The sequence below is a fragment of the Leisingera sp. UBA4491 genome, from assembly GCF_002388965.1.
Lineage (GTDB): Bacteria > Pseudomonadota > Alphaproteobacteria > Rhodobacterales > Rhodobacteraceae > Leisingera > Leisingera aquaemixtae.
This window is the reverse complement of the sequence record NZ_DGNN01000002.1, coordinates 39,427-63,039: the sequence shown is the minus strand read 5'-3', so window position 1 is coordinate 63,039 and position 23,613 is coordinate 39,427. Positions and strand designations below refer to the sequence as shown.

Sequence of the window (23,613 nt, the reverse complement as noted above, 5' to 3'; positions counted from 1 at the left end):
CGCCCTGCCCTGATTGCCCTTTTGGGCAACGGGGCGGGCGGGTGGGCGTTGCCCGAAAGGGCAATCAGAACGCCGCTTCGACGTCGCCCATGCGGACGTAGACCGACTTCACCTGGCTGAAGTGCTTGATCGCCTCTTTCGAGTTCTCGCGGCCCACGCCGGAGGCCTTCACTCCGCCGAACGGCGCCTCGACCGGCGCGTCGTTGTAGGAGTTGATGAAGCAGCTGCCGGCCTCCAGCTGGCCGATCACCCGGTGGGCGCGGCTGAAGTCGTTGGTGAAGACACCTGCCGACAGGCCGAACTCTGTGTCATTGGCCCGCGCGATCACCTCTTCCTCGGTGTCGAAGTCCAGAACCGACATCACCGGGCCGAAGATTTCCTCGCGCGCGATGGTCATGTCGTCGGTCACATCGGCAAAGACGGTGGGTTCAACGAAGAAGCCCGGCATATCTGCGCGCTTGCCGCCGCAGATCAGGCGGGCGCCTTCCTCTTTGCCTTTTTCGATGTAGCCCAGCACGATGTTCATCTGGTTTTCGGTGACCATCGGGCCGAAGTTCGTCGCCTCGTCCTGCGGATCGCCTAGCACGGCGGCGCCGGTGCGTTCCGCCAGGCGGGCCAGGAATTTCTCCTTGATGCCTTTCTGCACAAACACGCGGGTGCCGTTGGAGCAGACCTGGCCGGAGGAGTAGAAGTTGCCGTTGATGGCGCCGCCGACGGCGTTTTCCACATCCGCATCGTCAAAGATGATCAGCGGCGATTTGCCGCCCAGTTCCATGGTGACGTGCTTCATGCCTGCGGCGGCGGCAGCATAGACCTTCTTGCCGGTCGGCACCGAGCCGGTCAGCGAGACCTTGTCGACGCGCGGGTCGGTGACCAGCGCGGCCCCGACCTCACCCATGCCCTGGATGACGTTGTAGAGGCCCGCGGGCAGGCCCGCCTCGTGCAGGATCTCGGCCACTTTCAGGGCGCAGAGCGGCGTGGTCTCGGACGGTTTGAACACCATCGAGTTGCCGCAGGCCAGTGCGGGCGCGCCTTTCCAGCAGGCGATCTGGGTCGGGTAGTTCCAGGCGCCGATACCGACACACAGGCCCAGTGCCTCGCGCACGGTATAGACCCAGTCCTCGCCCATCGGGATATGCTCGCCGGTCAGGGAGCCTGCGAGGCCGCCGAAATACTCCAGCGCGTCGGCGCCGGAGGTTGCGTCGGCCACCAGGGTTTCCTGCAGCGGTTTGCCGGTGTCATAGGTTTCCAGAACAGACAGTTCATGGTTGCGCTCGCGCATGATGTCGGCGGCGCGGCGCAGGATGCGGCCGCGCTCGGTGCCGGTCATCTTGCCCCATGCCTTCTGCGCTTCCTTGGCGGTGGACAGCGCCTGTTCGACGATTGCGGGCGTGGCCGCGTAGACGGTGGCGATCTGCTCACCCGTTGCGGCGTAGATCACCGGGATCGGGGTGCCTGCGGTGTCTTCGACGTATGCGCCGTTGATGAAGTGGCTGGCTTTGGGCTGTGCGGGATGTGTCATGGTGTGTGTCTCCAGCGGGGGTTTTCAGCAGGGGAGATGCTGAACGGTTGCTATGGTTATTCGCCCCGGGGAAAGCGTTTGCTTTCCTCGAGGGTGTCGAGATTCATGTGGTTGCGCATGTAGCGCTCAGAGGCCTTTTGCAGCGGCTGGTAGTCCCAGGGGTAGTAGCCGCCCTGGCGCAGCGCCTCGTAGACGACCCAGCGGCGGGCCTGGCTGGCGCGCACGTCTGCGTCGAAGGTCTCCAGGTTCCAGCGCGCCTCTGACTTGGCGCGCAGCGTCTGCAGGGTGCCGGCGTGGGCCGGGTCCTCTGCCAGATTGGTCAGCTCGTGCGGGTCGGCCTCCAGATCGAACAGCTGATCAGGGTCGAGCGCGCAGCGGTTGTACTTCCACTTGCCGTAGCGCATGGAGACCAGCGGCGCATAAGACGCCTCTGCCGCGTATTCCATCAGCACCGGCTCGGTGCGTTCGGTGCCGGTGGCCAGCGGCACCAGGTTCTGGCCGTCGGTCCAGGGCTCGATCTCGCCCATGTCGGCACCGGCCAGCGCGCCCAGCGTCGGGGTCACGTCGATGGTTGAGACCGGGGTTTCGATCAGGCCCGCAGGCAGGTCCGGCGCCGAGATCATCAGCGGCACCCGCGAAGAGCCTTCGTAGAAGTTCATCTTGAACCACAATCCGCGCTCCCCCAGCATGTCGCCGTGGTCGGAGACAAACAGGATGATCGCCTCCTGCCGTGTGGTTTCCAGCACGTTCAGGATCTCGCCGATCTTGTCATCCAGATAGGAGATGTTGGCGAAATAGGCGCGGCGGGAGCGCTTGATGTCCTCTTGCGAGATGTCGAAGCTGCGCCAGTCGTTGGCATCAAAAATCCGCTGCGCGTGGGGGTCGTGGTCCTCGTATGCCATCGCCGGAACCTCGGGCAGCAGGTGTTCGCAGTCCTCATAGAGATCCCAGTACTTGCGGCGGGCCACATAGGGGTCGTGCGGATGGGTGAAGGAGACGGTGACGCACCAGGGGCGGTCGTCCAGACCGCGCGACAGCTCATAAAGCTTGGCGGTGGCGTTGTAGGCAACCTCGTCGTCGTATTCCATCTGGTTGGAGGTCTCCGCCACCCCTGCCCCGGTGACCGACCCCATGTTGTGGTACCACCAGTCGATGCGCTCGCCCGGCTTGCGGTAATCCGGGGTCCAGCCGAAGTCGGCCGGGTAAATGTCGGTGGTCAGCCGGTCCTCGAACCCGTGCAGTTGGTCGGGGCCGACAAAGTGCATCTTGCCCGAGAGGCAGGTGTAATAGCCGGCGCGGCGCAGGTGGTGGGCGTAGGTCGGGATGTCACTGCGGAACTCAGCCGCGTTGTCATAGACGCCGGTGCGCGAGGGCAGCTGCCCGGACATGAAGGACGCCCGGCCCGGCGCGCACAAGGGCGATGCGGTATAGGCGTTGGCAAAGCGGGTGGAGCGTTCCGCCAGTTTCTTCAGGTTCGGAGCATGCAGCCAGTCGGCGGGGCCGTCCGGGAAAAGCGTCCCATTCAACTGGTCAACCATCAGGATCAGGATATTCGGGGCACTCATCGCGGACCTCCCAAGAATTGGCGATGCTTTGCAAAGGCGCCTGGCAGGCCCGAAAGCGCTGCCAGGCAGTTGGTGGCTGGTCCCCTCATTCGGGGAAACTTGGGGGCCAGCCGGGAGACCGCCCTTAGTGGGCTGTCTTGATCTTCTCGAAATCGAGGGTGTTTTCCTCGGGCGAGGCGTCGATGCTCATCACGTCGCTGCGCTTGAAGGCCAGGATGTAGGCGAGGCAGGCCACGTAAATGCCGATCACGATGGTGCCGATCCACTGGATCTGCAGCCACTGGCTCTGGAAGGCCAGCGTGAGGCCGAAGAGCACAACCGCGTTGCCGAGCACATAGGGAATGGTGCCGAACCGCTTGGCCGTCAGGTTCAGGTTGTCGGTGTAGAGGCGGATCAGCGAGTCAAAGGAGTTGACCACGAAGATGATGCCCACCGCGACCATGGAGACGTTGATCAGCAGCGTCGTTTCGATGCTGTTCAGGTGGTAATAGTACAGCACCGAGAACCACACACCCAGCGGGATCGACGGGAAGATCAGCAGCGCTGCCAGGACCTGCCAGGTCTTGAGGCCGCCGACAAAGCGCGAGGTGAACTGGCCGATCATGATCGACCATGCGAACCACCAGAACAGGTAGAACTCATGATAGTCGGTCAGCGGCAGGATGAACTTGTGGATGTTGGAGAAGTAGCCGCCGATGTTGCCTGCGGTCTCGGCAAAGGCGCCCAGGCCCATGCCCGCATAGGCCCACATGCCCAGGATCAGCGCCATGAACAGCACGGTGGAGCCAACCGACAGGATGCGCACGTATTTGATGTCGGTGGAGGAGAAGGCGGCAAACAGGATCACCAGGAAGGTGATGACATAGAAGGCCGGGATCACGGTTTCGCCGTCGCCCATGAAGGTGGCGTAATACGGCAGGTAGATTAGAAACAGCGCGCCGGTGAAGGCGCAGGTGCCGATGATCACGATGTTGTTGATCCATTTCACCAGCGGGATCTCAAAGAACTTCACCCGCGGCTCGATCACGCAGAAATAGAAGGTCGTCAGGAAATAGAAGCCCCAGATCAGGAAACCCCAGAAGCCGAACTCCAGCGCCAGCGGGTTGGTGAAGCCATAGGCCGGTTCCGCGGCGGTGTCCGCATAGAGCGGGAAATCCCAGGCCAGCGGGAACATGATCAGGCCCACATCCAGACCGGAGGTGAACAGGATTGCAATGAAGGTGAAAAGGTGAACCGGGGTCACGCCGACGTTGCGGACGTTCCACCACTTGATCACGCAGAACGCCACCAGCGCAAAGGCCAGCAGAATCCCGAATGAGATGATTGAAGTCATATGTCCCTCCCATTTCCGGACGGTTTCCGCCCTTAGACATGGATTGGGTACATATCACAGCCGGCTGACCGGCCAAACGGTTTTTTGAATGGCCGTTCAAGATTTCATTTCCTTCTAACAACAGTTGAAACGGCGCCCCAATTGCCGCACAACTTTGTCATGAGCAGGAAACGCATCCGGGACATCCGCAACGAAGAGCTGATCGAAGCCACCATCATCGCCGTGCACAAGCGGGGCTATGGGGTTGTAACGATGGCGGAAATCGCCAGGGAAGCCGGCGCGTCGGCGGCCTCGATCAACTATTATTTCGGCTCCAAGGAAGGGCTGATGGAAGCCACGATGCTGCATCTTTTAGGCAAGCTGCGGCGCGCAATGAGCGACGGATACGCCACCGCGCGCACCCCGCGCGAGCGGCTTTATGCGGTGATGGATGCGAACTTTGCCGACGATCTGTTCACCGTTCCCCAGTGCAGCATCTGGATGCAGTTCTGGGCAAATGCCCCCTACTCGCCGCGGCTCAGCCGCCTGCACCGAATCAACCGCGCCCGGGTGCGCAGCCATTTCCTGGCCGAGCTGCGGGCGCTGCTGCCGGCGGAACAGCTGGAAACCGCGCGCCAGGCGCTGCAGTGCTACATGGATGGTGTCTGGCTGCAGGCGGCGCAATCCGAGGAGGCGCTGAACCCGCAGGACGCCCGCGCGGCGGCGCACCGGGTGGTGGATCTGGTGATCCCCTGAACGCCTGAGACTTTGCCCTAGCCCTCCGGCAGGCGCCGGTAGACCAGCCGGGTGCCGCGCGGCAGGTAGATCAGGGTCAGCTCATCGCTGCTAAGAGACTGGATCCGGTAGCACAGGCCGGTGCCGCGTTCGCTGTCGCGGGCCAGCAGAAAATCTCCGGCCGTGCCCGCGCCGTGGCAGGTGTCCAGCACCGAGACGAATTCCGGCGGCATCGCGCTGCCCCTGTAGCTGACCTGACGCACCGCGCCGGACAGGGTGAAACTGTCGCCGGGATCCGCCGCGGACACCCAGCGTCCCTGCATCTGCCGCAAGAGCCGGTCATGGCGGTTCGGCTGGCGCAAGGCGGCGCTGTGCAGGTCCAGATCACCGTGAGAGCCGAAGGAACTGATCAGTTCCCCCTCGACCGCGAGCGGGGCGCCCTGCTGCAAAGTCATCAGAAACGCAAATGCAGGCACGGCAGCCTGTTTGCCGGCGGTGGCCCGGATCTCCATGCCGCCGCCGACAAAGCGGCAGGCCGCAGGGGCGCCCTCCTGCTCCGGGCTGCAGCCCTGCAGGACAACAGCTGCCGCGTAGGGTGTGCCGCCGGCTTCGTCTGTGTCTGGCGCAGCGGCCGCGGCCTGGGAACGGGAACTGAGCGGAATCTTCTGACTGTCCGTGCTGATGCGGGCCCTGGCGAAGGCCTGTTCGCGGTAGCCGCGGGCGGCGCAATCGCCGCTGCCCCCGGCGCGGAACGGCCCTGCTTTGGTACAGAAGCGGATGCTGTCGTCGCGGAACTGGTATCCCGGGCTTTCGGCGCGGAAGTAGAAGAACCGGCCCTGATACCCCTCCGGCAGAGGGTTGGTGCAGTCGCCCGGCGCCAGAGCCTGCCAGCCCTGGGTGATCCAGCTGCCATCGGTGCGCGCCGTCACGGCGAGCTGGTGCAGGGCCCCGGTATCATTGCAGATACTGGTCCCGGCACTGGCGGCCGCCGGCTCTGACAGGGCAGCCAGCAGCAGCGCTGGCAGCCAAAGGAAAAACGCCATTCACAGCCCCCGCTGACACTTGTAAGGGCGGGAGATTACCCCGGACTTGTAACATCTATAAGACGATCAAAGCCCGGCCGGGTTACCGGAAGGTGTAGCGGCTTTCTTTTTGATCCTAGCTTCACGCCAGGAGATGAAACTGACCGCCGCCAGGATCAGCCCGCCGCCGGAAACCACCCAGATATCCACCGGCTCTGCAAACACCAGGGCGCCCAGCAGGGTGGCCCAGACCAGCTGCAGGAAGGTGACCGGCTGGGTCACCGTCACGGGTGCGGCGGCAAAGGCCAGGGTCATGGTGTAATGGCCCGCAGTGGCAAAACAGGCGACGCCGAACAGGATCGCGACCTCTGTCAGGGTGGGTGTCACCCAGACGGCCAGGGCAAAGGGGGCAAGCCCGAGGGTGACAAAGACCGAGAGCATCGCCACCACCACCGCCGGGCTGTTGCTGCCGACGGTGAACTTGGCGATCAGGTAGGAGGCGCCGAAGGACACCGCGGTGAACAGCATGGCAATGTGGCCGGGCGAAACCTCGCGGAAGCCCGGGCGCAAGATGATCAGCGCGCCGATCAGGGCAACAGCAATGGCAGAGATGCGGCGGAAGGCCAGTTTCTCGCCCAGAAACAGCGCCGCGCCCAATGTCACATAGACCGGCGACAGGTAGTTCATCGCCGTGACCTCGGCCAGCGGGATCTGTGTCATGGCGTAGAACCACAGGATCACACCCGCTGTATGCACCGCACCGCGGCCCGCATAGAGCCCCCACAGCCGCGGGGTCAGCTGCGCCCTGCGCAGGGATCCGGCCATCGGGATCAGAAACACCAGCCCCAGCAAATAGCGCAGAAACGCGCTTTCGGCAGGCGGGATGCGGCTGCCCAGGTATTTGACCAGTGCCGTCACCGCGACAAAGCACAGCCCCGTGACCACCATCCAGAACACGCCCTTAAGCGGGTTTTGGAGGGCTGGTGCGGTGTCTGCGGTCTGGCTCATGAGGTGACAGAACACCCGTTCGGGCGGCGGCACAAGGCTTCACATGTGAAATAGTTCCGGGCGGGCCGCTTTGCGCGCCGGAACGCTGCGGCGTCAGGGCAGCGGGATGAACTCCTGATCATCGCCCGGCGGCAGCTGAAAGCGCCCGTGCTGCCAGTCGCCGGCAGCCCAGGATTCCTTGGCCGCCTCGATCCGGTCGCGGGAGGAGGCGACGAAGTTCCACCAGATATAGCGCGGCCCGTTCAGCGTCTCGCCGCCCAGCGCCATCAGCCGGGCGCCCTGGGGGCCTGCGGTCACGGTGATTTCGTCGCCCGGGCGGAACACCATCATGCGGCCGGCCTCGAAGGTTTCGCCGGCAATTTCCACCGCTCCTTGGGTCACATAGATGCCCCGGTCCTCATGATCCGTGGGCAACGGCAGCTTGGACCCGGCCTGCAGCACCACATCGGCATAGAAGGTGTCGGAATAAAGGGTTGCCGGCGCCTTCTCTCCCCAAGCGGTGCCGAGGATCAGACGGGCGGCCTTGCCCTCGCCCTCCAGCAGCGGCAGTGCCTCCTTGCCGTGGTGTTCAAAGCTTGCGGGCGCATCCTCGTGGCTTTCGGGTAGCGCGATCCAGGTCTGGATGCCAAACAGGCTGCTGGCCCCTTTTCGGGTCGCGGCGGAGGTGCGCTCGGAATGGGTGACGCCCTCGCCCGCCACCATCCAGTTCACCTCGCCCGGGTAGATCATCTGGTGGGTGCCCAGGGAATCGCGGTGTTCGAACTCGCCCTCGTAGAGGTAGGTAACTGTGCCGAGGCCGATATGCGGGTGCGGGCGCACGTCGATGCCCTGGCCGGTCAAAAACTCCGCCGGTCCGGCCTGGTCGAAGAAGATGAAGGGCCCGACCATCTGGCGGCGCGGCGCAGGCAGCGCGCGGCGGACCTCGAAGCCGCCGATGTCGCGGGCGCGCGGGATGATCACCGTTTCGATCGCGTCGAGACCGCCCGCATCGGGGCATTGCGGTTCCAGTGCCGGGTTCCAGCTCATCCTTCCCTCCTGTCGGTGGCTACAGGGAAAAGGTAGCGCAATTCCGCGCAGGCGTTAGGGCGAGACGCGCACAGGCGCTGTTCGTCACATCAGGAGCAGCTTTACCGCAATGGCCCACATGGTCAGGCCGACAACGGCGTCCAGCACCTGCCAGGCGCGCGGGCGGGCAAAGACCGGAGCCAGCAGGCTGGCACCATAGCCGAGCGTGAAGAAGAAGGTGAAGCTGGCGATTGTGGCGCCGGCGGCAAAGACCAGGGGCTGCGGATACTGGGCGGAGATTGAGCCGAGGAGCACCACCGTGTCGAGGTAGACATGCGGGTTCAGCCAGGTGAGCGCCAGCACGGTGGCCAGCACCGGCAGCAGCGCTGCGCCTGCGCCCTCCTGCGCTGCTTCCAGCTTCTCCCCGCCCTGCCAGGCGGCCCGCAGGGCGCGGGCGCCGTACCAGATCAGGAAGGCCGCACCGCCCCAGCGCATCGCCTGCTCGAACCACGGTACCGCCAGCGCCAGGGAGCCGAACCCGAAGACGCCCGCGGTGATCAGCACCGCGTCGGAGCCCGCGCAGGTGAGGCAGATCCAGAACACATGCTGGCGCCGCAGCCCCTGCCGCAGGACAAAGGCATTCTGGGCGCCGATCGCCATGATCAGGCTGAGGCCAAGGGCAAATCCGGCGAGCAGGCTGGGGGGCATCGGTGTCTCCATTCATGTGCTGGTGTTTGACTAAAACCTCGCTCGGGATTAATCCAGTTAAAGAGGTTTAAGTCAGATTAGAGTTGCTAATGCAGATGGATCCCAGCCAGCTGGCAGCGCTGAGCGCGGTCTTGCGCCTCGGCGCGTTTGAGGCGGCGGCGCATGCGCTGTCGGTGACGCCTTCGGCCATATCCCAGCGGATCAAGGCGCTGGAGGACCGCACCGGCACCGCGCTGGTGCTGCGGGGATCGCCCTGCACCGGCACCGCGGCGGGGCTGCGGATCGCCAAACATGCCGAAGATATCGGCCTCTTGGAGGCGCAGCTGGCGCGCGAGCTTTCGCTGGAGGCGGACCAGGGCCCGGTGCGGCTGCGGATTGCGGTCAATGCCGACAGCCTGGCGAGCTGGTTCATCGGGGCGATGGCGGCGGTGGAGGGGGTGCTGTTCGACCTGCTGGTGGATGATCAGGACCACAGCGCGGAGTGGCTGAAACGGGGCGAGGTCTCTGCTGCGGTGACTGCCAGTTCCAAGCCGGTGACCGGGTTCGAAGCCTATCCGCTGGGCACGCTGGATTACGCGGCGACTGCCAGCCCGGCGTTCATGGCGCGCTGGTTTGCACAGGGGGTAACGCCCGAGGCTGCTGCAAAAGCGCCCTGTATGATCTTCAACGCAAAAGACAATCTGCAGCGGCTGTGGCTGGAGCGCAATGTGGCGCCCGGCCTGTCGCCGCCCGCCCATTTCCTGCCGTCGACCCAGGCGTTCATCGACGCTGCCGCGGCGGGTCTGGGATGGGGCATGAACCCGCTGCCGATGGTGGCGGAGGACATCCGCAGCGGCCGGCTGGTGCCGCTGATTGCGGGCAGCACGCTGCCGGTGCCGCTGACCTGGCAAGTGGCGCGGGTAATGGCGCCCGCCCTTGCCGAAGTCACCCGCGCCGTGCAGAAATCGGCAAGACAGTATCTGACGCAAAACTAGCCTGCCGCGCCGGAAAGGGCCGCGATGTTTTCTGAAGGCAAACCGCTGCCCGTCCTGCAGCTGGCGCCTGCCCCGGCCAAGGCGGCGGCAGGGCTGAACGGATGAGCGCCCTGCCCCCGTCTCTGCCGCGCAGCCTGGCGCTGCAGGTGGTGCTGCCGCGGGGCTGTCTGGTGCTGGGATGGCTGGCGCTGAACCAATGGGTGCGGCTGCCGGTGCCGCTGGCCTTTGTGCTGATGGCGGCGGACGGGCTGTTTCTGCTGTGGCAGGCCCGGGCGTTTCAGCTGAGCGCCGATGCGCATGTGCGCAGCACCGGGGCTATGATGGCGGTCTGGGGCGGTTATCTGGTGCTGCTGTTTGCAGGGTTTGCGGCGGTGATCCTGTGGTGGGACGCGCTGCTGATTGCCCGGGCGGTGGAGGCGCCCGCCTATGCCGAGCAGCGGCGGCTGGAGCGCGAGGCCCAGTACAGCCTGAGCGTATCCGAAGACGGGCTGGTGCTGGTGTTTGACGGCGAAATCACCCATGGGCTGACCCGGCGGATGGAGGCGCTGCTGGCCGCCGCGCCGGAGGTGCGCCGGGTGCGGCTGGCGGGGCCTGGCGGGCTGATCTACGAGGCCCGCGGCGCGGCAAAGCTGATCCGGCGGCATCAATTGGATACCGAGGCCGCGGCGCTGTGCGCCTCTGCCTGCACGCTGATGTTTGCCGCCGGGCGCACGCGCCGCCTGGCCGCCGGCGGGCAACTGGGGTTTCATAGCTATGCACTGATGTTCGAAGGCGGGCTGCCGCAGGTGGATCTGCTGAAGGAACAACGGAAGGACCTGGCCTTTTTCCGGCAGCAGGGCATCCGCGCGGCATTTGCACGCGAGATCTTTGCCGTTGGCAACGGGGCGCTGTGGATCCCGTCACGCCCCGAGCTGCGGGCGGCCGGGGTGCTCACAGGCGAGGCGTTCTGAGGGGGCGCGCCCTCGTCCCCTTGGGCCTCACACCCGGGGACATTTACAGCCCCAAGAAGCGGTCTTGCGGGGCTGAGCTACGAAAAAGGCCCGCCGGGATGGCGGGCCTTGATGGATCGCGCAGGGCGGCGGCTTAAAGCTGCGCCATGACCTCGTCGGAGGCCTCGAAGTTGGTGGTGACGCGCTGCACGTCGTCGTCGTCTTCCAGCGCATCGACCAGCTTCATCAGCTTCTGCATGCCGTCCAGGTCCAGCTCGGTGGTGGTGGTCGGTTTCCACACCAGCTTGGTCGACTCGGATTCGCCCAGCTCCGCTTCCAGAGCGCTGGACACGTCATTCAGGTCGGTGTCGGCGCAATAGATGATGTGGCCGTCCTCGGAGCTTTCGACATCCTCGGCGCCGGCTTCGATCGCCGCCATCATCACGGTGTCCGCATCGCCGGCGGAGGCCGGGTAGGTCACCTCGCCCTTGCGGTCGAACATGAAGCCGACCGAACCGGTTTCGCCCAGGTTGCCGCCGTTCTTGCCGAAGATCGAGCGCACGTTGGAGGCGGTGCGGTTCTTGTTGTCGGTCATCGCCTCGACGATCACCGCAACGCCGGCCGGGCCGTAACCCTCATAGCGGATTTCGTCATAGTTCTCGGCGTCGCCGCCGATGGCCTTCTTGATGGCGCGTTCGATCACGTCCTTGGGGACGGACTGCGACTTGGCTTCCTTGACGGCCAGGCGCAGGCGCGGGTTCTTGTCGGGATCGGGGTCGCCCATCTTGGCGGCCACGGTGATCTCCTTGGCCAGCTTGGAAAACAGTTTTGACCGCGCCGCGTCCTGACGGCCCTTGCGGTGCTGAATGTTAGCCCATTTTGAATGGCCTGCCATGGTGCATCCTTGCTGCTTAATATCCGAATTGGCGCTCATATAGCCCGTGCCGGCACCTGCTTTCAAGCGCCCCTGCCCCGGCTTCGCTCTTGTTCCCTTGTTTTGGATGGCTAAGGTGGCGGTATGACATTCGATCAAGCCGTTTTATTTGCCCTTTTTGCCGCCGTTTTCGGCCTGCTTCTGTGGGGGCGCTGGCGCTACGACCTGGTGGCCTTTGCGGCGCTGCTGGCGGGCGTGGTGCTGGGGGTGGTGCCCGCGGGCGAAGCGTTTTCCGGTTTCGGGCATCCGGCAACGCTGGTGGTGGCGCTGGTGCTGATCGTCTCTGCCGGGCTGGTGCGCTCCGGCGCGGTGTTCCTGATCACCCGGACGCTGGTGGATTCCGCCCGCGGCCTGGGCGCCCATATTGCGCTGATGGGCGGCGTGGGCGCGGTGCTGTCGGCCTTTATGAACAATGTGGCGGCGCTGGCGCTGTTGATGCCGGTGGACATCCAGACTGCCCGCAAGGCAGGCCGCGCGCCGGGGCTGAGCCTGATGCCCCTGTCCTTTGCCACCATCCTGGGCGGCATGGTCACGCTGATCGGCACGCCGCCCAACATCATCATTTCGGCGATCCGCGAGGAAACGCTGGGCGAGCCGTTCCGGATGTTCGATTTTGCCCCGGTGGGCGGTGCCGCGGCGCTGGCAGGGCTGGCGTTTGTGGCGCTGATCGGCTGGCGGCTGATCCCGGCGCGGGAAAATGCCGCCGGCGCCTCGGAGGCGCAGCTGGCGCCCTATATCGCAGAGCTGACGGTGGGCGAAGAGTCCGGTCTCATCGGCAAGCGCCTGGGAGAGCTGGATGAAGAGGCCGAGAAGGCCGATGTCGCCATTCTCGGGCTGATCCGCGATGGCAAGCGGCGCTACGGGCGTTCTGTCGCGGCCATTCTGCGGGAGGGCGACGCGCTGGTGATCGAGGCCGAGCCGGAAGCGCTGGATGAATTCCGCAGCGCGCTGAAGCTGGATTTTGCCGATGCCGCGCGGCAGGAAAAGCTGACTGCAGCGGGCGAAGGGCTGGAGCTGCTGGAGCTGGTGGTGCCCGAGACCGCACGCATCCGCGGCCGCAGCGCCCAGGCCATCGGCCTGTCCTGGCGGCAAAGCGCGGTGCTGCTGGGCATTTCCCGGCAAGGCCGCCGGATCACCCACCATATCCGTCAGACCAAGATCGAGGCGGGGGATATCCTGCTGCTGCTGTGCCCGCGCGGGCACAGCGCCGATGTCGCCGACTGGCTGGGCTGCCTGCCGCTGGCCGCCCGCGGCCTGGCGGTGACGTCCAATGACAAGACCTGGGCCGCCATCGGGCTGTTTGCCGCCGCAGTGCTGGCGGCCTCTGTGGGGCTGCTTTATCTGCCGGTCGCTCTGGGGCTGGTTGCGGTGGGCTACGTGCTGCTGAAGATCCTGCCGGTGGCGGAGATCTATGACCATGTGGAGTGGCCGGTGGTGGTGCTCCTCGGCTCGATGATCCCGCTGGGGGCGGCGCTGGATTCCTCGGGCGGCACCGCGCTGATTGCCGGAGCGCTGACCACGCTGACAGAAGGCCTGCCGGCCTGGGCGGTGCTGACGGTGCTGATGGTGGTCACGATGACGCTGTCGGATGTGCTGAACAACACCGCCACGGCAATTGTCGCGGCCCCTGTGGGCATCCAGATGGCGGACACCCTGGGGGTCTCGCCCGATCCGTTCCTGATGGCGGTTGCGGTGGCGGCCTCCGCGGCCTTCCTGACGCCTATCGGGCACAAGAACAACACGCTGGTGCTGGGGCCAGGCGGCTACCGCTTTGGCGATTACTGGCGCATGGGCCTGCCGCTTGAGGTGCTGGTCATCGCCGTGTCGATCCCGGCCATTCTGGTGTTCTGGCCGTTGTGACGGGGCGGCGCAGAACTTTTACACAAAAGTTCTGCTATAAAATTCTTCACAAGAATTTTGCCGCCTGCACCGCAGCCACCACCGCCTGTCCCGCATCGGACGCCCAAGCCTGCGACACCAGCGCGATGACCGTCGAACCAGCAAGCACAACAAACAAGAAAATTCTCCGCGTCTCCATGATACCCCCTATGAACACTCACCCTGTTCTATATGGGGCCCGCACTGCTAATTTCCCGTAAAGACTTGCCCGCCCGGCGGCTGTCCGCCGCGTCCGGCTCACTCTCCGGTGGTCAGAGCGGCCAGATGAACGGAATGATCAGCGACGCCAGCATACCGACGGTCAGGTTCAGCGGGATGCCGACACGCAGGAAATCGGTGAACTTATAGCCGCCAGGGCCGTAAACCAGCGTGTTGGTCTGATAGCCGATCGGGGTGGCAAAGGAGGCCGAGGCCGCCACCATCACCGCCACCACCAGCGGCCGCGGGTCGACCCCCATCGCCTGGGCGAGACCGATGGCAATCGGGGTCACCACCACCGCCACCGCATTGTTGGACACCAGCTCAGTCAAGACCGACGTCAGCAGGTAGACCGCCCAGACCAGCAGGAACGGCGGCAGCATCGACAGGGCCGGCGCGATGGCGTTGACGATCAGGGCAACCGCACCGGAGCTTTCCAGCGCCGCGCCAATCGCCAGCATCGAGAAGACCAGCGCCAAGAGCCGCCCGTCGACAAAGGAAAACGCCTCATCCGCGTCGATGCAGCGGGTGATAAAGACCAGCGACACCATCAGCACCGACAGCATCAGGATCGGCGCCACGCCAAAGGCGGCCAGCACCACGATGCCCAAAAGCGCGGCAACCGCAATCGGCGCGTGACTGCGGCGGTAGGCGCGCTGGGTCGGCTGCGAGACATCCGCCAGGTCCATGTCGGCGGCCAGACGCTGGATGTCGGCGGGCGCGCCCTCCAGCAGCAGGGTGTCGCCGATCCGCACCACCAGATCGTCGAGCTGCACGCCGATGTTCTGGTTCCGCCGGTGCACCGCCAGCGTGTAGACGCCGTAACGGCGGCGCAGGCGCAGGGCGCCGAGCGAGCGGCCCACCATGCGGCAGCCCGGGGTGATTAGCACTTCGACAGTCTGGGTTTCCACCGCGGAAACCTGGTCGACCCGCTTCAGTTCCTTGTTGGTTTGCAGGCTCAGAAGCTCGGTCATCCGCGTGCGCAAGACAACCCGGTCGCCGACTTGCAGCTCAACCCCTTCGAGGTTACGGCGCAGGGACTCGTCGCCGCGGATCACGTCGATCAGCCGCACGCCCGGGCGCTTGAACAGCTGCACGCCGGTGACTTCGCGGCCGATCAGGTTGCTTTCCGGCGGGATCACCGCCTCAGTGAAGAACTTCATCCTCGACTTGTCGCTCAGCATGGCCGCCATGCTGTCGCGTTCCGGCAGCAGCCGCGGCGCGATGAAGCGCAGGTAAACCATGCCGTAGGCGATCAGGATCAGGCCCAGCGGGGTGACTTCGAAAATGGTGAAGGGGGCCAGCCCCTGCGCCCGCGCGACACCATCCACCAGCAGGTTGGTCGAGGTGCCGATCAGCGTCAGCGTGCCGCCCAGGATTGCCGCATAGCTGAGCGGAATCAGCATCTTGGAGGCCGAAACGTTCAAGATCCGGGAGATCTGGATGAACACCGGAATCATCACCACAACCACCGGCGTGTTGGAGACCACAGCCGAGGCGGACACCACAAACGCCATCAGCAGCGCCACGGCGAGCCTTGGATTGACCTCCGCCTGTTTCTTGGCGATCTGAGTGAAGGCATCCAGCGCGCCAGTGCGCACCAGCGCGCCCATGATGATAAACATCGCTGCGATGGTCCAGGGCGCCGGGTTGGCCAGCACCGGCAGCGCCTCGCCGTAAGGCAGGACGCCGGTGGCCAGCATGGCAGCCACGCCGGTCAGCGCCACCACCTCGGTCGGGTAGGTCTCCCGCAGGAACGCCACAAACATGGCCAGGACAATCGCAAGCGCCAGGAAGGGGCTGCCGGTGTCACCAAATTGGAAAAACTGCATGTGCCGTGACTATGCCCATATTGTTTAAGGCGGGTTTAGCGCGCGGGACAGCGCTCTGCCATCGCGCAGTTTCCCTGAAACCCTTTGGCGGAGCAAGAAATTCCGCACCTGCTCAGGCGCGCCCGGTGCCATTCGGGAGAATCCGCAGCAATTCCCGGCAATTCCGGCCGGGCTTCCCGCCTCAGCCTGCCGGCGGCAGCCAGCGGCTGCCGCTCAGAGAGCCGATTCCTGCAGCAGTCCGCCGTTGCGCACCATGCGAATCTGTTTGGCGGCGCCAGTGCGGTCGTCGGTCTCGACAAAGACGCCGGACAGGGTGGCTTCTCCGTCTGCGGGGGAAAAGCGCGTCTTCGGCATACCGGTCAGGAAGCGGCGCATCGGTTCGGCCTTATCCATGCCGATGACCGAATTGTAATCGCCGCACATGCCCGCATCGGTCAGATAGCCGGTGCCTTCGGACAGGATCTGCGCATCCGCGGTCGGCACATGGGTGTGGGTGCCTGCAACCAGCGAGGCGCGGCCGTTGCAGAAATGGCCCATTGCCATCTTCTCGGAGGTGGCCTCGCAATGCATGTCGACGATCACCGCCTGCGCCAGCCCGCCGCGCGGATGCGCCTTCAGCACCGCCTCCACCGCGCCGAAGGGGTCGTCAAAGGCGCGTTTCATGAACACCTGGCCCAGCGCCTGCACCACCAGCACCTTGCGCCCGCCCGGCGCGTTGAACAGGCGGTAGCCGCGGCCGGGGGCACCCTTGGCAAAGTTCAAGGGCCGGATGATGCGCGGCTCTTTCTCGATGTACTGCAGCATGTCCTTCTGGTCGAAGGCATGATCGCCCAAGGTCAGGCAGTCGACGCCTGCGTCCAGCAGCAGCTTGGCGTGCTCGCCGCTCAGCCCCATGCCGTTGGAGGCGTTCTCGCCGTTCACCACGACAAAATCGAGCCGCCAGTCCTGCCGCAGCCGCCGCAGATTTTCGGTGATGGCACGGCGCCCGGCGCGGCCCATCACATCGCCTAAAAACAGAATTCGCATTACGGCGTGGTACGCGGATGCGCCCGGCAGGACAAGTCCCGCCGCAGGCGCGCAAAACTTTTCTGAAACGTTTTGCCAGGATTTTTCACAAAAATACTGGCCGCCCAGGGCGGCGTCAGCGTGAAAACTGCAGGATGCGGCTTTCGGTGACGATCATGTCGAGCGGCTGGTCGGTGGGTTCCAGCGGCAGGTCTTCGGCCTCTTGCGCGTCAAAGGCGAACCCGATCGCCAGCGTGGCGCGCTTGCTGCGCAGCAGTTCCAGCGTGCGGTCGTAAAAGCCGCCGCCATAGCCAAGCCGCCCGCCGTTGGCATCAAAGGCAACCAGCGGCACAATCAGGATTTCCGGTTCGAAGAAGTCGTCCACTTCCGGCACCATGGCGCCAAAGGGGCCTTCGCGCAGCGGGCCTTCGGGCTGCCAGCGGCTGAACTTCAGCGGCTGACCCGCCCCCAGGATCACCGGCACGCCGACGGGGCCGTGCGCCGCCGCCTCGGCCATCGCGGGCACGGGATCAATCTCTGTACGGATCGGCATGTAGCCCGACAGCGGCACACCGCGGTAGCCGGCCAGCACCTCTGACAGGCGGCCTGCGGCGCCGGGGATGTTGCGGTCGAACGCCCCCTTGCGGCGGGCAAAGGCGGCTTTGCGGGCGGCGGCCTTGATTTCAGTCAGATCCGTCATGGCGGTCTCCTACAGCAGTACGGCGGCGGCCAGGCCGAGGAAGGCAAAGAAGCCGACCACATCGGTCACCGTGGTCACAAAGGCGCCGGAGGCAAGCGCGGGGTCAACTCCGGCTTTCTCCAATAGAACCGGGATCACCGTTCCCGCCAGCCCCGCCACGACCAGATTGACCACCATAGCGACGGCAATCACCACACCCAGCATCGGAGAGCCGAACCAGGCCAGCCCCACCAGCCCCATGACGATGGCAAAGATCACCCCGTTGACCAGCCCCACCAGCACCTCCCGCCGGATCACCCGCCAGACGTTGGAGCCGGTCAGGTCGCGGGTGGCAATGGCGCGCACCGCCACCGTCAGCGACTGGGTGCCGGCATTGCCGCCCATGGAGGCGACAATCGGCATCAGCACGGCCAGTGCCACGATCTGGGCAATCGCGGCTTCGAACTGGGCGATGACCAGCGAGGCCAGCACCGCCGTCACCAGGTTGACCGCCAGCCAGGGGAAGCGGCGCTTGGTGGTCTCGATCACCCGGTCTGCCAGCGAGCTTTCCTCGCCCACACCGGCCAGGCGCAGGATGTCCTCCTCGTGCTCTTCGTCCAGCACGATCATCGCGTCGTCGATGGTGATCACCCCGACCAGGCGGCCCTCGTCATCGACCACCGGCGCGGAAATCAGGTGGTACTGGTTGAAGGCATAGGCCACGTCTTCCTCATCCTGATCCGCCGGAATGACCTGAAAGGTGTCTTCCATCAGATGGGTCAGCGGCACCTCGCGCTTGGAGGCCATGATCCGCCCAAGGGTGACATTGCCGACCGGATGGGCGCGCGGATCGACCACCACCACGTGATAGAACTGTTCCGGCAGATCGTCGGATGCGCGCATGTAATCAATGGCCTGGCCGACGTTCCAGTGTTCCGGAGCCATCACCACCTCGCGCTGCATCAGGCGCCCGGCGGAGCTTTCCGGATAGCTCAGCGATTGCTCGACCGCGACCCGGTCGGCATCCTCCAGCACCTCCAGGATGGCTTCCTGCTGCGGCTCTCCCAGGTCTTCCAGGAGGTCGACCACGTCGTCGCTTTCCAGCTCCCGCACCGCCTCGGCCAGAACCGCGGGGTTGAGGATGGAGATCACTTCCTCACGGATGCTTTCATCCAGTTCCGAGAGGATTTCGCCGTCGAACTCGCGGTCGTAGAGGTGGATGAGCCGGGTGCGCTCAGCAGACTCGATCTGCTCCAAAAGGTCGGCGATGTCAGCCGCGTGCAGATCTTCCAGCAGGCCGGTCAGGGTCTGCTGGTCGCCCTGCTCCACCGCCTCCAGAACCTGGGCCACCAGCTTGCGGTCGAGGTGGTAGGCGTCGTCCTGAGACACGTCGCCGCTGATGTTGTCGCCGCTGCTCATGTGATGCCCCCGGGTTATTTTGTGAGTATTTGCCTGCAAAATAGAAGAAGCCGCTACCGGAAAACAATGACATTGGCATAATCTGTCCGAAGCTGATGCGGCGGGTATCCTGCATGGTCCGAATTTGCAAGGAAAGGGTTGGAGAAATGGCCACCGGTTTCATCCTGAAGGGGCAAGTTCTGTCCTTCTCCGGCTCCCCCTTTGGCGGCGGGCAGCCGGAAGACGCGGCCCGTCTGCAGGAGGCGGTGGCGGTGCGGGACGGGCTGATTGCAGGCGCCGGCACGCTGGCCGAAATGCAGGCGCTGCTGCCGGAGGCTGAGGTCCGCGAACACGGGCAAAGCCTGATCCTGGCCGGCTTTGTCGATGCCCATGTGCATTACCCGCAGACCGCGATCATCGCCAGCTGGGGCAAGCGGCTGATCGACTGGCTGAACAGCTATACCTTTCCGGAAGAGATGCGGTTCAGCAACCGCGGCTATGCTGATGAAATCGCGGGGCGCTACCTGGATTTGACCGCGGCGCATGGCACCACCACGGTCTGCAGCTACTGCACCATCCATCCCGAAAGCGCGGATGCGTTCTTTGCCGCGGCGCAGGCGCGCGGGCAGCGGGTGGTCGCGGGCAAGACCTGCATGGACCGCAACGCACCGGAGGGGCTGCGGGACACCGCGCAGTCGGCCTATGACGACTCGGAGGCTTTGATCGAACGCTGGCACAGGGTGGACCGGTTGGAATACGCCATCACGCCGCGGTTCTCCCCCACCTCAACGCCAGAGCAACTGGAGGCAATCGGGGCGCTGTGGGCCAAGCATCCGGAATGCCTGATGCAGACGCATCTGAGCGAGCAGACCGATGAGATCGCCTGGGTCCGCGAACTGTTCCCGCAGGCGCGGGATTATCTGGACACCTATGAGGAATTCGGCCTGCTGGGCGCCAAGGGATTGTACGGCCACGCCATCCACCTGGAGGAGCGCGAGCGGCACCGCCTGCGCGAGTATGGCGCCGCGCTGATCCATTGTCCGACCTCGAACACCTTCATCGGATCCGGGTTGTTCGACATGGCCGGGCTGATGGCCGAGGGGCAGCGGATCGGCCTTGCCACCGACACCGGCGGCGGGTCGAGCTTTTCGATGCTGCGCACCATGGCCGCGGCCTATGAGATCGGCCAATTGCGCGGCACGCCGCTGCATGCGGCGCAGCTGTTGTGGCTGGCCACCAAGGGATCGGCCGCGGCGCTGCGGATGGACGGCAAGATCGGCAATATCGCAGCAGGCATGGAGGCGGATCTGGTGGTGCTGGACCTCGCTTCCACCCCGGCCATTGCCCAGCGGGCGGAACGGGCAGAGGATCTGTGGGAGGCGGTGTTTCCGACCATCATGATGGGTGACGACCGGGCGATTGCAGAAGTCTGGATCGGCGGCAGGCGGGTAACGGGCGGATAAATGCGCCGCCTCAGCAGCCCGGGCGCGCCAGCACCATCACCCAGATATTGCCAGCGCCGCGGGCGATGGCGAATTCGGTCACTTCGCGGCTGAGCATGTTTCTGCGGTGGCCGCGGGAGGCCTGCCAGCTGGCCATCACCTCCGCCAGGCCGGGCTGGCCCTTGGCAATATTCTCGGCCGCCGCACACCAGCCGTACCCGGCACCTGTCAGACGGGTGCCAAGAGTGCTGCCGCTGCTGCCGGTGTGAGAGAAGAACCCTTTGCGCGCCATGTCCCCGGCATGGGCGTGCGCGGCCTGTTCCAGCCTGGCGGAATAGGCCAGCGGCGGCAGGCCGGAGCCTGCGCGCAAGCTGTTGACGCCGGCCAAGGCGGCGGACCGGTCCACATCTTCCGCCTGGGCCTGCACGGCCCACAGGAGGAGGAAGGCTGCGGCAAGCCGCCGTTTCTTCATGGCGTCACCCCTCCATCAGCCGCTGCGCCAGCCCGCGGTGGCGCTCCAGCAGCCGGGGCAGATCCACCGTGGTCAGCTCGCCGCCGCGGATGACCTGCCTGCCCTCGACAAACAGGTGCTTGACCCGGGTTAGGCCGGCCAGCAGCAGGGCGGCGGCGTCCCAGCTGCCGCTGGAGGCAACGCCGGTGGTGTCCCAGATGGCGATATCGGCGCGTTTGCCCGGTTCCAGACGGCCGCAGTCCGGGCGGCCCAGAACATCCGCGCCGCCACGGGTGGCGATCTCCAGCGCTTCATAGGCGCTCATCGCGTCCGCGCCATAGGCGACCCTTTGCAGCAGCATGGCCTGCCGCGCCTCGGCGCTGAGGCTGGCCATGTCGTTGCTGGCGGAGCCGTCGACCCCCAGCCCCACCGGCACCCCGGCGTCGCGCATCGCGCGCACCGGCGCGATGCCGCTGCCGAGGCGGCAGTTGGAACATGGGCAATGGGCAACCCCGGTGCGGGTTCTGGCAAAAAGATCAATCTCTTGCACATCAAGCTTAACGCAGTGCGCGTGCCAGACGTCATCGCCGGTCCAGCCCAGTTCTTCGGCATATTGGCCGGGACGGCAGCCGAATTGCGCCTGGGAGTAGGCGATGTCCTCGTCGTTCTCCGCCAGGTGGGTGTGCAGCATCACGCCTTTGTCGCGGGCCAGCAGCGCGGTATCGCGCATCAGCTCGCGGCTGACCGAAAACGGCGAGCACGGCGCCAGGCCAACCCGGCACATGGAGCCTTCGGAGGGATCATGGAAGGCATCCACCACCCGGATCATGTCGTCCAGGATGGCGCGCTCATCCTCGACCAGGCTGTCCGGCGGCAGGCCGCCGTCGCTTTCGCCGATGCTCATGGCGCCGCGGGTCGGGTGGAACCGCAGGCCGATGCTGCGGGCCGCGTGAATGGTGTCCTCCAGCCGCGCGCCGTTGGGATAGAGGTACAGGTGGTCTGCGCTGAGCGTGCAGCCCGACAGCGCCAGTTCGGCAAGGCCCAGCTGGGCGGACACAAACATCTCGTCCGGGGTGAAGCGCGCCCAGACCGGATAGAGCCGCTGCAGCCAGCCGAACAGCAGCGCGTCCTGCGCGCCCGGCACAGCGCGGGTCAGGTTCTGGTACAGGTGGTGATGGGTGTTGACCAGACCAGGCGTCACCACGCAGCCGCGGCCGGAGACAGTCTCGCCGCTGGTCTGAAGCCCCTGCCCCACCGCAGCGATTTCGCCGCCGCGGATCAGCACATCCGCATCGTGCAATACGCGCCGCGCATCATCCATCGTCAGGACGGTACCGGCATTTTGAATCAGGATTTCTGCCATCTTCACACACTCCTTTTGGCAGCCCGCTTCAGTGGAATGTGCGATTGGCCGATGGAAAACGGGCGAAGAACCGGCCTGCCGCGCAGACTACAGGCAGGCTCCGCCGGTTTCAAGCCCGTCAGGCCTGGCGCAGAAGCTCCAGCGCGGCGGCGTGAATACGGGCATTGGCCGCCGCCAGCGCCCGCCCGCCCTGATGGGCCGGGTTGCCCTGCCAGTCGGTGACGATGCCGCCCGCCGCCTGGATCAGCGCAATCGGCGCCTGGATGTCATAGGCGTTGAGACCGGCTTCGATCACCAGGTCCACCTGCCCTGCGGCCACCAGCGCATAGGCATAGCAGTCGGTGCCGTAGCGGGTCAGCTTGGCGCGGGCAGACACCCGCTCGAAGCCGGCACGCTCCTCGGCGGTGCCGACCTCAGGGAATGTGGTGAACAGGATGGCGTCTTCCAGCGCAGCCGTGGCGCGGGTTTCCAGCGGCCGCTCGCCCAGCGGGCCGGTCATCATGGCGGTCTCAGGACCGCCGCAGAAGCGCTCGCCGGTGTAGGGCTGGTCGATCACGCCCAGGAACGGGCCGTTTTCATCTGCAAGCGCAATCAGAACGCCCCAGGTCGGCGTGCCGCTGATAAAGCCGCGGGTGCCGTCGATCGGATCCAGCACCCAGGTGCGGCCGGAGGTGCCGGGCTCAGCGCCGAATTCCTCGCCCAGGATGCCGTCCGCGGGGCGCAGCTCTGCCAGCACGGCGCGCATCGCCTGCTCCGCGGCGCGGTCGGCCACGGTGACGGGATCAAACCCTCCAGCCAGCTTGTTTTCGGTGCTGAGAGAGGTGGTGCGGAAATGCGGCAAGATGGCAGCGCGGGCCGCGTCTGCCATCCTGTGAGCAACATCGAGATCGGAAAATGCAGCTTGTGTCATGCTTGAACGGGTGCCACCCGGCCGGTGTCAATGCAAGCGCAAATCCCGCCGCAAGGCCGGTTTTGCGCCGCAAGGACCGTCAGGACCCGTCCAGCTTTCAGGCGGCGTCGCTCAGCACCCGCGCCAGTTCGAACAGGCGGCGGCGCTGGTTTTCCGGAATTGCGTAGTAGGACCGCACCAGATCGAGCGCTTCCTTGTCGCCCATCAGGTCCTCCGGCACAGCGGTTTTATCGGCCGCGGCCTTGCCCTCTTCCTGCAGGCCTTCGAAGAAAAAGCTCACCGGCACTTCGAGGGCGTCGGAAATATCCCACAGCCGCGATGCGCTGACACGGTTTGCACCGGTTTCATACTTCTGAATCTGCTGAAATTTGATGCCGACTTGTTCGGCTAGCTGCTGCTGCGTCATGCCGATCAGCCACCGGCGGTGGCGGATGCGCTTTCCCACATGCACGTCAACGGGATGAGCCATGCGTTTCTCCTAAGTCTCAAAATCCGGCTGCACCCCGGACCGCTTCATTCCTATAACCTGTTCTGGCGCCTTCAAATCTTTGCCGGAACACGGTTCCCCATCAGAGCGATCTGAGATCAACCTCTGCGCAAAAGTGTACAACCCTTGCGTTTGATTGCAAGACTGCCGTCGCCCCCGGCGGGGTCCGCAAGCTCAACCGCATGATTTCATGTATCATTTTTCTAAACGTTTTATTGCCAAGCGGCTGCCGATC

The 23,613-nt window shown here is 65.3% G+C and carries 21 protein-coding genes; 5 read left to right on the top strand and 16 right to left on the bottom strand.

Going from position 1 to position 23,613, the window contains the following annotated elements:
• Window positions 1-64: 64 nt before the first annotated feature.
• From betB to B2P87_RS00645, 3 genes are all read right to left on the bottom strand, one after another.
• Window positions 65-1,522 (bottom strand): betaine-aldehyde dehydrogenase, encoded by a 1,458-nt coding sequence (gene betB, locus B2P87_RS00655; RefSeq protein ID WP_141890718.1) that lies wholly within the window; start codon window positions 1,520-1,522, stop codon window positions 65-67.
• A 56-nt stretch (window positions 1,523-1,578) separates the two neighbouring features.
• Window positions 1,579-3,087 carry a choline-sulfatase gene (betC, locus tag B2P87_RS00650; protein WP_141890719.1) on the bottom strand — a complete coding sequence of 503 codons (1,509 nt, stop codon included), beginning with the start codon at window positions 3,085-3,087 and terminating at the stop codon, window positions 1,579-1,581.
• Between the two features lie 124 nt (window positions 3,088-3,211).
• Window positions 3,212-4,420, bottom strand: a complete 1,209-nt coding sequence (locus B2P87_RS00645; protein WP_141890720.1) for a BCCT family transporter — start codon at window positions 4,418-4,420, stop codon at window positions 3,212-3,214.
• Window positions 4,421-4,579: 159 nt separating this feature from the next.
• Here B2P87_RS00645 and betI point away from each other — a divergent pair, with 159 nt between their 5' ends.
• The gene (gene betI, locus B2P87_RS00640) at window positions 4,580-5,155 is read left to right on the top strand and encodes a choline-binding transcriptional repressor BetI (RefSeq protein ID WP_141890721.1); all 576 of its coding nucleotides are present in this window, start codon (window positions 4,580-4,582) and stop codon (window positions 5,153-5,155) included.
• A gap of 17 nt (window positions 5,156-5,172) precedes the next feature.
• Here betI and B2P87_RS00635 read toward each other — a convergent pair whose 3' ends face one another.
• From B2P87_RS00635 to B2P87_RS00620, 4 genes are all read right to left on the bottom strand, one after another.
• On the bottom strand, window positions 5,173-6,177 hold the full coding sequence (locus B2P87_RS00635) for a DUF1036 domain-containing protein (protein WP_141890722.1): 1,005 nt from the start codon (window positions 6,175-6,177) through the stop codon (window positions 5,173-5,175).
• Between the two features lie 66 nt (window positions 6,178-6,243).
• Complete coding sequence (locus B2P87_RS00630) at window positions 6,244-7,164, bottom strand: DMT family transporter (protein ID WP_058285805.1); 921 nt, start codon at window positions 7,162-7,164, stop codon at window positions 6,244-6,246.
• 93 nt (window positions 7,165-7,257) lie between these two features.
• On the bottom strand, window positions 7,258-8,190 hold the full coding sequence (locus B2P87_RS00625) for a pirin family protein (RefSeq protein ID WP_141890723.1): 933 nt from the start codon (window positions 8,188-8,190) through the stop codon (window positions 7,258-7,260).
• Between the two features lie 84 nt (window positions 8,191-8,274).
• Entirely contained in the window at window positions 8,275-8,877 is a 603-nt protein-coding gene (locus B2P87_RS00620) for a LysE/ArgO family amino acid transporter (protein WP_141890724.1), read from the bottom strand.
• Window positions 8,878-8,966: 89 nt separating this feature from the next.
• On the opposite strand from B2P87_RS00620, the gene B2P87_RS00615 reads away from it, so the two are divergent.
• Together B2P87_RS00615 and B2P87_RS00610 are read left to right on the top strand one after the other, a co-directional pair.
• The gene (locus tag B2P87_RS00615) at window positions 8,967-9,851 is read left to right on the top strand and encodes a LysR family transcriptional regulator ArgP (RefSeq protein WP_141890725.1); all 885 of its coding nucleotides are present in this window, start codon (window positions 8,967-8,969) and stop codon (window positions 9,849-9,851) included.
• 101 nt (window positions 9,852-9,952) lie between these two features.
• Window positions 9,953-10,801 (top strand): hypothetical protein, encoded by an 849-nt coding sequence (locus B2P87_RS00610; RefSeq protein ID WP_141890726.1) that lies wholly within the window; start codon window positions 9,953-9,955, stop codon window positions 10,799-10,801.
• Window positions 10,802-10,934: 133 nt separating this feature from the next.
• On the opposite strand, the gene B2P87_RS00605 is transcribed toward B2P87_RS00610, so the two are convergent.
• Entirely contained in the window at window positions 10,935-11,675 is a 741-nt protein-coding gene (locus tag B2P87_RS00605) for a YebC/PmpR family DNA-binding transcriptional regulator (RefSeq protein WP_141890727.1), read from the bottom strand.
• Between the two features lie 123 nt (window positions 11,676-11,798).
• Here B2P87_RS00605 and B2P87_RS00600 point away from each other — a divergent pair, with 123 nt between their 5' ends.
• Window positions 11,799-13,574, top strand: a complete 1,776-nt coding sequence (locus B2P87_RS00600; RefSeq protein WP_141890728.1) for an SLC13 family permease — start codon at window positions 11,799-11,801, stop codon at window positions 13,572-13,574.
• 290 nt (window positions 13,575-13,864) lie between these two features.
• Here B2P87_RS00600 and B2P87_RS00595 read toward each other — a convergent pair whose 3' ends face one another.
• From B2P87_RS00595 to mgtE, 4 genes are all read right to left on the bottom strand, one after another.
• The gene (locus B2P87_RS00595) at window positions 13,865-15,643 is read right to left on the bottom strand and encodes an SLC13 family permease (protein ID WP_058285811.1); all 1,779 of its coding nucleotides are present in this window, start codon (window positions 15,641-15,643) and stop codon (window positions 13,865-13,867) included.
• 213 nt (window positions 15,644-15,856) lie between these two features.
• Window positions 15,857-16,669, bottom strand: a complete 813-nt coding sequence (locus B2P87_RS00590; protein WP_058285812.1) for a TIGR00282 family metallophosphoesterase — start codon at window positions 16,667-16,669, stop codon at window positions 15,857-15,859.
• A gap of 115 nt (window positions 16,670-16,784) precedes the next feature.
• Window positions 16,785-17,348 (bottom strand): 5-formyltetrahydrofolate cyclo-ligase, encoded by a 564-nt coding sequence (locus B2P87_RS00585; protein WP_141890729.1) that lies wholly within the window; start codon window positions 17,346-17,348, stop codon window positions 16,785-16,787.
• A gap of 9 nt (window positions 17,349-17,357) precedes the next feature.
• On the bottom strand, window positions 17,358-18,746 hold the full coding sequence (mgtE, locus tag B2P87_RS00580; protein WP_141890730.1) for a magnesium transporter: 1,389 nt from the start codon (window positions 18,744-18,746) through the stop codon (window positions 17,358-17,360).
• Window positions 18,747-18,892: 146 nt separating this feature from the next.
• Between mgtE and guaD the strand changes: the two genes are divergently transcribed.
• Window positions 18,893-20,188 carry a guanine deaminase gene (guaD, locus tag B2P87_RS00575; protein ID WP_141890731.1) on the top strand — a complete coding sequence of 432 codons (1,296 nt, stop codon included), beginning with the start codon at window positions 18,893-18,895 and terminating at the stop codon, window positions 20,186-20,188.
• A 10-nt stretch (window positions 20,189-20,198) separates the two neighbouring features.
• On the opposite strand, the gene B2P87_RS00570 is transcribed toward guaD, so the two are convergent.
• The 4 genes from B2P87_RS00570 to B2P87_RS00555 all read right to left on the bottom strand — a co-directional run bounded on the left by B2P87_RS00570 (window position 20,199) and on the right by B2P87_RS00555 (window position 23,360).
• The gene (locus B2P87_RS00570; protein WP_141890732.1) at window positions 20,199-20,639 is read right to left on the bottom strand and encodes a CAP domain-containing protein; all 441 of its coding nucleotides are present in this window, start codon (window positions 20,637-20,639) and stop codon (window positions 20,199-20,201) included.
• Window positions 20,640-20,643: 4 nt separating this feature from the next.
• Window positions 20,644-21,981, bottom strand: a complete 1,338-nt coding sequence (locus tag B2P87_RS00565; RefSeq protein WP_141890733.1) for an 8-oxoguanine deaminase — start codon at window positions 21,979-21,981, stop codon at window positions 20,644-20,646.
• Between the two features lie 118 nt (window positions 21,982-22,099).
• The gene (gene hisN / locus B2P87_RS00560) at window positions 22,100-22,891 is read right to left on the bottom strand and encodes a histidinol-phosphatase (protein WP_141890734.1); all 792 of its coding nucleotides are present in this window, start codon (window positions 22,889-22,891) and stop codon (window positions 22,100-22,102) included.
• A gap of 97 nt (window positions 22,892-22,988) precedes the next feature.
• The gene (locus B2P87_RS00555; RefSeq protein ID WP_058285819.1) at window positions 22,989-23,360 is read right to left on the bottom strand and encodes a helix-turn-helix domain-containing protein; all 372 of its coding nucleotides are present in this window, start codon (window positions 23,358-23,360) and stop codon (window positions 22,989-22,991) included.
• Window positions 23,361-23,613 lie beyond the last annotated feature (253 nt).

What these genes read in the sequence shown, in the direction of transcription:
- betB (WP_141890718.1), bottom strand. Translation starts at nt 1,522, where the DNA reads ATGACACATCCCGCACAGCCCAAAGCCAGCCACTTCATCAACGGCGCA.
- betC (WP_141890719.1), bottom strand. Translation starts at nt 3,087, where the DNA reads ATGAGTGCCCCGAATATCCTGATCCTGATGGTTGACCAGTTGAATGGG.
- B2P87_RS00645 (WP_141890720.1), bottom strand. Translation starts at nt 4,420, where the DNA reads ATGACTTCAATCATCTCATTCGGGATTCTGCTGGCCTTTGCGCTGGTG.
- betI (WP_141890721.1), top strand. Translation starts at nt 4,580, where the DNA reads ATGAGCAGGAAACGCATCCGGGACATCCGCAACGAAGAGCTGATCGAA.
- B2P87_RS00635 (WP_141890722.1), bottom strand. Translation starts at nt 6,177, where the DNA reads ATGGCGTTTTTCCTTTGGCTGCCAGCGCTGCTGCTGGCTGCCCTGTCA.
- B2P87_RS00630 (WP_058285805.1), bottom strand. Translation starts at nt 7,164, where the DNA reads ATGAGCCAGACCGCAGACACCGCACCAGCCCTCCAAAACCCGCTTAAG.
- B2P87_RS00625 (WP_141890723.1), bottom strand. Translation starts at nt 8,190, where the DNA reads ATGAGCTGGAACCCGGCACTGGAACCGCAATGCCCCGATGCGGGCGGT.
- B2P87_RS00620 (WP_141890724.1), bottom strand. Translation starts at nt 8,877, where the DNA reads ATGCCCCCCAGCCTGCTCGCCGGATTTGCCCTTGGCCTCAGCCTGATC.
- B2P87_RS00615 (WP_141890725.1), top strand. Translation starts at nt 8,967, where the DNA reads ATGCAGATGGATCCCAGCCAGCTGGCAGCGCTGAGCGCGGTCTTGCGC.
- B2P87_RS00610 (WP_141890726.1), top strand. Translation starts at nt 9,953, where the DNA reads ATGAGCGCCCTGCCCCCGTCTCTGCCGCGCAGCCTGGCGCTGCAGGTG.
- B2P87_RS00605 (WP_141890727.1), bottom strand. Translation starts at nt 11,675, where the DNA reads ATGGCAGGCCATTCAAAATGGGCTAACATTCAGCACCGCAAGGGCCGT.
- B2P87_RS00600 (WP_141890728.1), top strand. Translation starts at nt 11,799, where the DNA reads ATGACATTCGATCAAGCCGTTTTATTTGCCCTTTTTGCCGCCGTTTTC.
- B2P87_RS00595 (WP_058285811.1), bottom strand. Translation starts at nt 15,643, where the DNA reads ATGCAGTTTTTCCAATTTGGTGACACCGGCAGCCCCTTCCTGGCGCTT.
- B2P87_RS00590 (WP_058285812.1), bottom strand. Translation starts at nt 16,669, where the DNA reads ATGCGAATTCTGTTTTTAGGCGATGTGATGGGCCGCGCCGGGCGCCGT.
- B2P87_RS00585 (WP_141890729.1), bottom strand. Translation starts at nt 17,348, where the DNA reads ATGACGGATCTGACTGAAATCAAGGCCGCCGCCCGCAAAGCCGCCTTT.
- mgtE (WP_141890730.1), bottom strand. Translation starts at nt 18,746, where the DNA reads ATGAGCAGCGGCGACAACATCAGCGGCGACGTGTCTCAGGACGACGCC.
- guaD (WP_141890731.1), top strand. Translation starts at nt 18,893, where the DNA reads ATGGCCACCGGTTTCATCCTGAAGGGGCAAGTTCTGTCCTTCTCCGGC.
- B2P87_RS00570 (WP_141890732.1), bottom strand. Translation starts at nt 20,639, where the DNA reads ATGAAGAAACGGCGGCTTGCCGCAGCCTTCCTCCTCCTGTGGGCCGTG.
- B2P87_RS00565 (WP_141890733.1), bottom strand. Translation starts at nt 21,981, where the DNA reads ATGGCAGAAATCCTGATTCAAAATGCCGGTACCGTCCTGACGATGGAT.
- hisN (WP_141890734.1), bottom strand. Translation starts at nt 22,891, where the DNA reads ATGACACAAGCTGCATTTTCCGATCTCGATGTTGCTCACAGGATGGCA.
- B2P87_RS00555 (WP_058285819.1), bottom strand. Translation starts at nt 23,360, where the DNA reads ATGGCTCATCCCGTTGACGTGCATGTGGGAAAGCGCATCCGCCACCGC.